Source organism: Crenalkalicoccus roseus (assembly GCF_004761865.1).
GTDB classification, from domain to species: domain Bacteria; phylum Pseudomonadota; class Alphaproteobacteria; order Acetobacterales; family Acetobacteraceae; genus Crenalkalicoccus; species Crenalkalicoccus roseus.
Genome location: NZ_SJDM01000006.1, coordinates 192,417 through 198,606, shown reverse-complemented (window position 1 = coordinate 198,606; position 6,190 = coordinate 192,417). Strand labels below are relative to the sequence as shown.

Here is a 6,190-nt window from a genome sequence, read left to right as displayed (position 1 = left end):
CGCGCCGCCGGCGACAGCCCCTCCGTCGTGCTGCCGAACCCGGGGGTGATCGCCGCGCCGGCGGCGATCACGGTCGAGACGCCGCTCGGCACGGCCTTTGCCGCCCTCGGCGTCTCCTGGTCCGCGGTCGGCAGCGCCTACCTGGCCGGCTACGAACTCGAGTTCCGCCCCGCCTCCGTCGCCGCCTGGCAGGGCTACGGGGGCGCCCTGGGCGCCACCGCGGCCTCGATCCCCACGAGTGAACCGACCGCCTTCCGGGCGCGCGCGGTGGCGCGCAGCGGGGCGGTGTCGGGCTGGCGGGAGGCGGCCATCCCCGGCGCCGTCACCGCGCCCGCGGCCCTCGGCATCACCGGCGGCGTCCGGCTCTCCGGCGGCTTCCCGGCCGACGCGGTGCGCCTGCAGGTGTTCGAGGCTTCGTCCAACAGCCTCGCCGCCGTGAAGCTCGCGACCGAGCCCACTGCACTGCCCTGGGACCGCACCGGCCTCAGCGCCGGCCAGACCCGCTGGTACTGGCTCCGCGCCGTCTCCGCCGAGGGCAACGTCTCGGCCCTCGCCGGGCCCGTCACCGCCACCGCCCTCTGATCGGAGGCAGCTATGGCCGCCCGCATCGACGACCTGATGGTCCTCGGCCAGAACATCTCCAAGACCGACCTGACGAAGTACCTGCGCGACCGCGAGGCGGTGCTACCGCGCGACTTCGGGGGCTTGGGCGACGGCGCCGCCAACGACCGCGCTGCCATCCAAGCCTGCTTCGACCGCGCCGCCGCGGACGGAAAGTTCGCCGTCGTCCCGCCCGGGACTTGGAACGTCGACGCCGGCGTCACGCTCGGCGGCGGGGCCCGCGGGCTGATCATGCAGGGGGTGATCCAGTACACCGGCGCCGCGAACGCACCGGCCACCGTGCTGACGCTCGGCGACGGCGGCACCACCCGCAACGGCGAGAAGCTCTATCTCAACCTGCAGGTCACGCGGCAGGTCCAGTCGGACTGGGTCAGCGAGGCCGACATCGGCATCCTCGCGCGCAACCTCGACTCTTCGCTGCTCGACCTCCGCCTGGTCTCGGGTTTCACGATCGGGCTGCGCACGCTCGGCGACGGCCGCGGCTTCGAGGACACCACGCTGATCCTCGGCCGCATCCTGAACAACCGGTACGGGCTCGACGCGCACTGCGCCACCGCCACGGCCTGGAACACCTCGATCCGCTACTATGGCGGCCACTTCGCCTGCGCGACGGGCATCAACCCGACGCTCGACCGCTTCGGGGTACGCTTCTCGCCTCAGGCCGGGGCCTACAACAACCACAACCGGCACATCTTCGACGGGCCGAACTTCGAGCTCCGCCAGCTCGACCCCAACGTCGCCATCCCCTTCCTGAACGAGACCGGCGGCACCGCGATCATCGCGCGGGGGATGCGCATGGAGGCCTGCTCGCCGATCGCGGCGCGGCACACCGGCGCGGCGACCGACTGCGAGTACGAGGTGGCCTGGGCGCAGACCTACGCCATCGGCATCGACTACACGGCGACCGCGACCCGGGCCGGCAACGCGGTCTACAACCGCCACCGCGCGCCGGCGTCGCGGCTGACCCGGCTGCTGGCGAACATCCCGAACCTGCGCGCCGCCGCCTTCCGGCACAGCAACACCGAGATCGGCCTGGAGGGGGCCTGCATCATCGCCACCTCGACCACCACCGAGACCACGATGTCGGCGCTGTCCTGGAACGGGCTGGACGGCATCGCCGCGACCGGGCGGGGGCTGTTGCTGAACGCTAACCGCGGTGTCGCCTTCGTGGTGCAGACCACGCACGCGAAGGAGTTCGCGCTGGCCCACTGGCTGGTCGGCGGCGCCGATGGCGGGCGGCTCTGCGTGCGCTGCTTCGACGGCGCGGGCACGGTGCGGGAGAACCAGCCGCAGGACGTGCTGGCCTCCGGCACCACCATGCAGTGGGACACCGCCTCGAAGAGCTGGCAGGCCGGCGCGGTGATGCAGGACAGTTCGCTCAACCGGCGGCAGACGGTGCGGCTCGGGTCGGGGGTCGCCTTCGCGCAGATCGGCATCATCGGCTTCGACGGGCAGATCGAGCTCGAGGCGCTGCGGCTCTACGGGCTGCCGGAGGACGCGCCGGCGGTGCTCTATGGCTGCCCGTCGCTGCCGGCGGGGACACGGACGCTGGCGCTGGAGACCAACTGGGACCTGCCGAGCCTCGCGCCCGGCGCGACGGCCAACGTGGACGTCACGGTGCCTGGCGCGCGGCGGGGCGATTTCGCGGACGCCTCGCTCGACACCAGCAGCATCGCCTTTGTGCTCGACTGCCATGTGTGGTCGAACAACAGCGTGCGCGTGACGGCGCGGAACGTCAGCGCCTCGACGGTGGACCTAGCCGCGGCGCCGCTGGCGGTGCAGGTGACGAAGAGGCGGCTGCCGTAGTCAATTCAGAATACGCGATCGGTCATCAGCAACGGCGTATCCGAGGGCACCAAGCCCTGATCGCGCGCGAGCGTCCGCGCGAAGAACAGCATGAGCTTTCGACCGTCGTCGTCGACATGCCCCCAAATCCGAAGCAGCTCGTCGCGCTGTGCTGGCCCTGGCTTACGGCCAGGCACGCGCTTGGACTTCAGCGCGGTCGCATCGTCGGTCATGGCGCCGCCTCCATCCAGATCTGGCCGAGAGATGATGCCAGCGGACCGAGGCCGCAGCCAGGACAGATCGAGCTCGAGGCGTTGCGGCGCTGTGACGCCGGCACGCGTCAGTGGTCGTCGGTGCCAAAGCGATAGCCGACGCCGGGCTCGGTGCGGATCAAGCGCGATGCGGCGCCGAGCTTTTGCCTCAGGTGGCCGACATAGACGCGGAGGTACTGGGTCTCCTCCGCATGGGCAGCCCCCCAGACGGATGTCAGGAGCTGCCGGTGGGTCAACACCCGTCCCTCGCCACCACGCACCAAGGCCGCCAGCAGATCCCACTCTCTCGGCGTGAGCTTCAGCGGTTCGCCATCTTCGACACGAGCCGTGCGCCGGGCAAAATCCACTTCCAGGCTGCCCACGCGGACGACCGTCTCTTGCACCTCGGGTAGGTGCCGCCCCACTCGGCGAAGTGCGGCACGGATGCGGGCGAGCAGTTCGCCCAGTGCGAAGGGCTTCTCGACATAGTCGTCGCCCCCAGCGTCCAGCGCGGCAACCTTCTCGGCCTCCTGGTCACGCGCCGACAGGATCACGATCGGCGCCTCCGTGAACCCGCGCAGCTTCGGGATCGCCGTCTTGCCGTCACCGTCCTGCAGACCGAGGTCCAGCAGCACCAATGCCGGCGACCGCTCGGCTGCGACCCGCAGCCCCTCGGCCACCGTCTCGGCCCGCAAAGGCTCGTAGCCCACGGCCTCGAGCGCTGGGGCCAGGAAGCGGTGGATTTGCGGCTCGTCGTCCACAACGAGAATGCGTGGCCGCGTCGCGTTGGAGACGCGCTGAGACGTCTTCTCACTCATCCGCCGGGGAACCTCACCACCATCCGCGTCCCGCTTCCGTTCGGCTTCACCGGGCTCTCGGCCACGATCCGCCCGCCCATGGCCTGCACGAGCCCGCGGCAGATAGCGAGCCCCAGCCCGCTGCCCGCCGCGACGCGGTCCGTGCGGGTCGCGCGGAAGAACGGGTCGAAGACTCGGTGCAGATCCTCGCGCGGGATGCCCGGCCCTTCATCCTCCACCGTGATCGCTACCTCCGGCCCCTCACGGCTCAGGCGAAGCATCACCCGGCCCGCGGCTCCGGAAAATTTCAGCGCGTTGTCGAGCAGATTGGCCAGCACCTGGTCGAGCAGCGCAGGATCGAGTCGCGGCGCCGTGGCCCGTGATGCGAGGTCGAGGACCACCTCGCGGCCATGCGCCCGGCCCGCCCGGGCGGCCGCCGTCTCCAGCGCGTCGGCGAGGTCCACCGTCTCCCGCCGTGGCTCGATCTGGCGGTTCTCGATGCGCACCATGTCGAGGATGTTCGAGATCCAGCGCGACAGCCGTTCGGTTTCCTCCTCGGCGGTCGCAAGGAGATCGGCACGCGTCTCTTCCGAAAGCGCAGGGCCTGCCGTTCGCAGCGTACCTATCGCGCCCCGGATCGAGGTGAGCGGCGTCTTCAGGTCGTGGCCGAGCGAGGTGAGAAGGGCGGTGCGCAGCGCCTCGGTCTCGGCGCGGGCCTCCCCGCGGGCACGCTCCTCCATGAGCTCGGCCCGTTCCAGCGCGACGGCCGCCTGGTCGAGCAGCGCGTCGAGCGCCCGGTCGGCCTCGCCCTCCAGTGGGCCGCCCTCCTCCGGCAAGCGCAGCCCAACCAGCCCCGCCAAGCCGTGCGCCGTGCGCATCGGCCGGAACTGCCAGGCGGCCGCGGGCAGGGTATCGGTGCCGCGTCCGGCCGGGCGTCGGTTGGCGGCCGCCCAGCGCGCCGCGGCCATGCTCGCGTCGTCGGGCTCGACCTCGATCGGCACACTGGCCCGCAGGACCGGCTCTGGGGCGTTCTCGCCCGGCAGCGGAGGCAAGAGCAGCAGGACGCAGGCGGGCCCGCCGGCGATGCGCGACGCCTCCTCGGCAATCGCAAGCACTAGGTCGCCCTTGTCGCCCGGCGCGCCGAGCCGGCGGCTGAATTCGACGAGCCGGCGCAGGTCGAGCATGCGGGCGCGCGCCGCGCGGACGGAGCGGCCGAGGCCGCCGGTGGTGCCTGCCAACAGCAAGGCGACGAGGGCGAACACGACGACCCCGACGACATCCTGCGGGCCGGCGATCGTCAGGGTGTAGCGCGGTGGGAGAAAGAGGAAGTTCCAGGCCAGGAAGGAGAGTGCCGCGGCGAAGGCGCCCTGGATCGGCCCGAACCCTACCGCCGCCGCGACGATCGGCACCAGATAGATCATGCCCAGGGCGCCCTCCGACACGACCCCGTCGAAGGCAATACCGACCGCGGTCGCCGCCGTGACGAGAACCGGCGTCGCCGCCCAACCGGTCCAGCCCGGCAGCGCGCGAGGTTCCGCTCGGAGGCGCCGTGGCGTCCCGGCCGGCTCCGGCACCAGGTGGAGTGTGAAGTCGGTGGCTTCGCGGAGCAGCGTCGCCGAAAGCGTCCGCCCTGTCAGGCGCCGCCACCAGCCCGGGCGGCCGCGACCGATCACCAGATGCGTCGCGTTGAGGACCCGAGCCTCGCGCAGGATGGCGGTGGGAAGGTCCGCGGCAGCGATGGTTTCCGTCTGCGCGCCAAGCCGCTCGGCCAGGCGCAGCGCCGGGCCCGGATCCGCGGAGGCATCCGCGGTGGCTTGCTCGACATGCAGCGCAACGAGCGGCGCCTTCAAGGCATCCGCCACACGCCGCGCCTCGCGCACCACGAGCTCGGCCGACGGATCGGCGCCGATCAGGGCCATGACGCGGTCGCCGGCCGGCCAGGGGCCGGCAATGGCGTTCGCCCTCATGTATCCGGTGACGTCTGCATCCACGCGCTCGGCCGTGCGGCGCAGCGCCATCTCGCGCAGCGCGGCGAGGTTGCCTTCCTTGAAGAAGCCGCGCAGCGCCCGGCTCGCCTGGTCGGGGCGATAGATGCGACCCTGGCGCATGCGCTCGATCAGTTCGGCGGGCGGGATATCGATCAGCTCGACGGCGTCCGCCTCGGCGAGCATGCGGTCGGGCACAGTTTCCGCCACACGGACGCCGGTGATGCGCGCCACGGCCTCCGACAGGCTCTCGAGGTGTTGGACGTTCATCGTCGTCCACACCTCGATGCCGGCCTCGCGCAGTTCCTCCACGTCCTGCCAGCGCTTGGGGTGCCTGCTGCCCGTCACATTCGTGTGCGCCAACTCGTCGAGCAGCAGGATCTGCGGGCGCCGTGCCAGCGCCGCATCGAGGTCGAACTCCTCGAGCGCCTGGCCCCGGTAATCGATCCGGCTGCGCGGCAGGATCGGGAGGTCGCCGATCGCCGCCTGAGTCTCCGCGCGGCCATGGGTCTCGACGATGCCGACCACCACGTCCGAGCCGCCGGCGCGGCGGCGATGCGCCTCGGCGAGCATCTCCATCGTCTTGCCGACACCGGGCGCGGCGCCGAGAAACACCTTCAGCCGCCCGCGCCCCTCCCGCCGCGCAAGCGCGAGCAGGGCATCGGGGTCGGGGCGGGCTGGTTCACCAGACATCGGCCGCAGGATAGCAGGGCGTTGACCAGCCGGGCGGCGGTTGTTTCGGCGTGCATAG

The 6,190-nt window shown here is 71.8% G+C and carries 4 protein-coding genes and 1 pseudogene; 2 read left to right on the top strand and 3 right to left on the bottom strand.

Going from position 1 to position 6,190, the window contains the following annotated elements; translation table 11 throughout:
* Together ET526_RS08100 and ET526_RS08095 are read left to right on the top strand one after the other, a co-directional pair.
* Window positions 1-582, top strand: a pseudogene (locus ET526_RS08100) (phage tail protein); the annotation flags it as partial.
* A 12-nt stretch (window positions 583-594) separates the two neighbouring features.
* Entirely contained in the window at window positions 595-2,427 is a 1,833-nt protein-coding gene (locus ET526_RS08095; RefSeq protein ID WP_135467179.1) for a hypothetical protein, read from the top strand.
* A 5-nt stretch (window positions 2,428-2,432) separates the two neighbouring features.
* On the opposite strand, the gene ET526_RS08090 is transcribed toward ET526_RS08095, so the two are convergent.
* The 3 genes from ET526_RS08090 to ET526_RS08080 form a co-directional block, all read right to left on the bottom strand.
* Entirely contained in the window at window positions 2,433-2,639 is a 207-nt protein-coding gene (locus ET526_RS08090; protein ID WP_135467178.1) for a hypothetical protein, read from the bottom strand.
* Between the two features lie 107 nt (window positions 2,640-2,746).
* Complete coding sequence (locus tag ET526_RS08085) at window positions 2,747-3,475, bottom strand: response regulator (protein WP_135467177.1); 729 nt, start codon at window positions 3,473-3,475, stop codon at window positions 2,747-2,749.
* Complete coding sequence (locus ET526_RS08080; protein WP_135467176.1) at window positions 3,472-6,132, bottom strand: sensor histidine kinase; 2,661 nt, start codon at window positions 6,130-6,132, stop codon at window positions 3,472-3,474. The genes ET526_RS08085 and ET526_RS08080 overlap by 4 nt, the downstream gene beginning before the upstream one ends.
* Between the last annotated feature and the right edge of the window lie 58 nt (window positions 6,133-6,190).

Excerpts from the sequence above, each read along its gene's own strand:
- ET526_RS08095 (WP_135467179.1), top strand. The coding sequence starts at position 595 with ATGGCCGCCCGCATCGACGACCTGATGGTCCTCGGCCAGAACATCTCC.
- ET526_RS08090 (WP_135467178.1), bottom strand. The coding sequence starts at position 2,639 with ATGACCGACGATGCGACCGCGCTGAAGTCCAAGCGCGTGCCTGGCCGT.
- ET526_RS08080 (WP_135467176.1), bottom strand. The coding sequence starts at position 6,132 with ATGTCTGGTGAACCAGCCCGCCCCGACCCCGATGCCCTGCTCGCGCTT.
- ET526_RS08085 (WP_135467177.1), bottom strand. The coding sequence starts at position 3,475 with ATGAGTGAGAAGACGTCTCAGCGCGTCTCCAACGCGACGCGGCCACGC.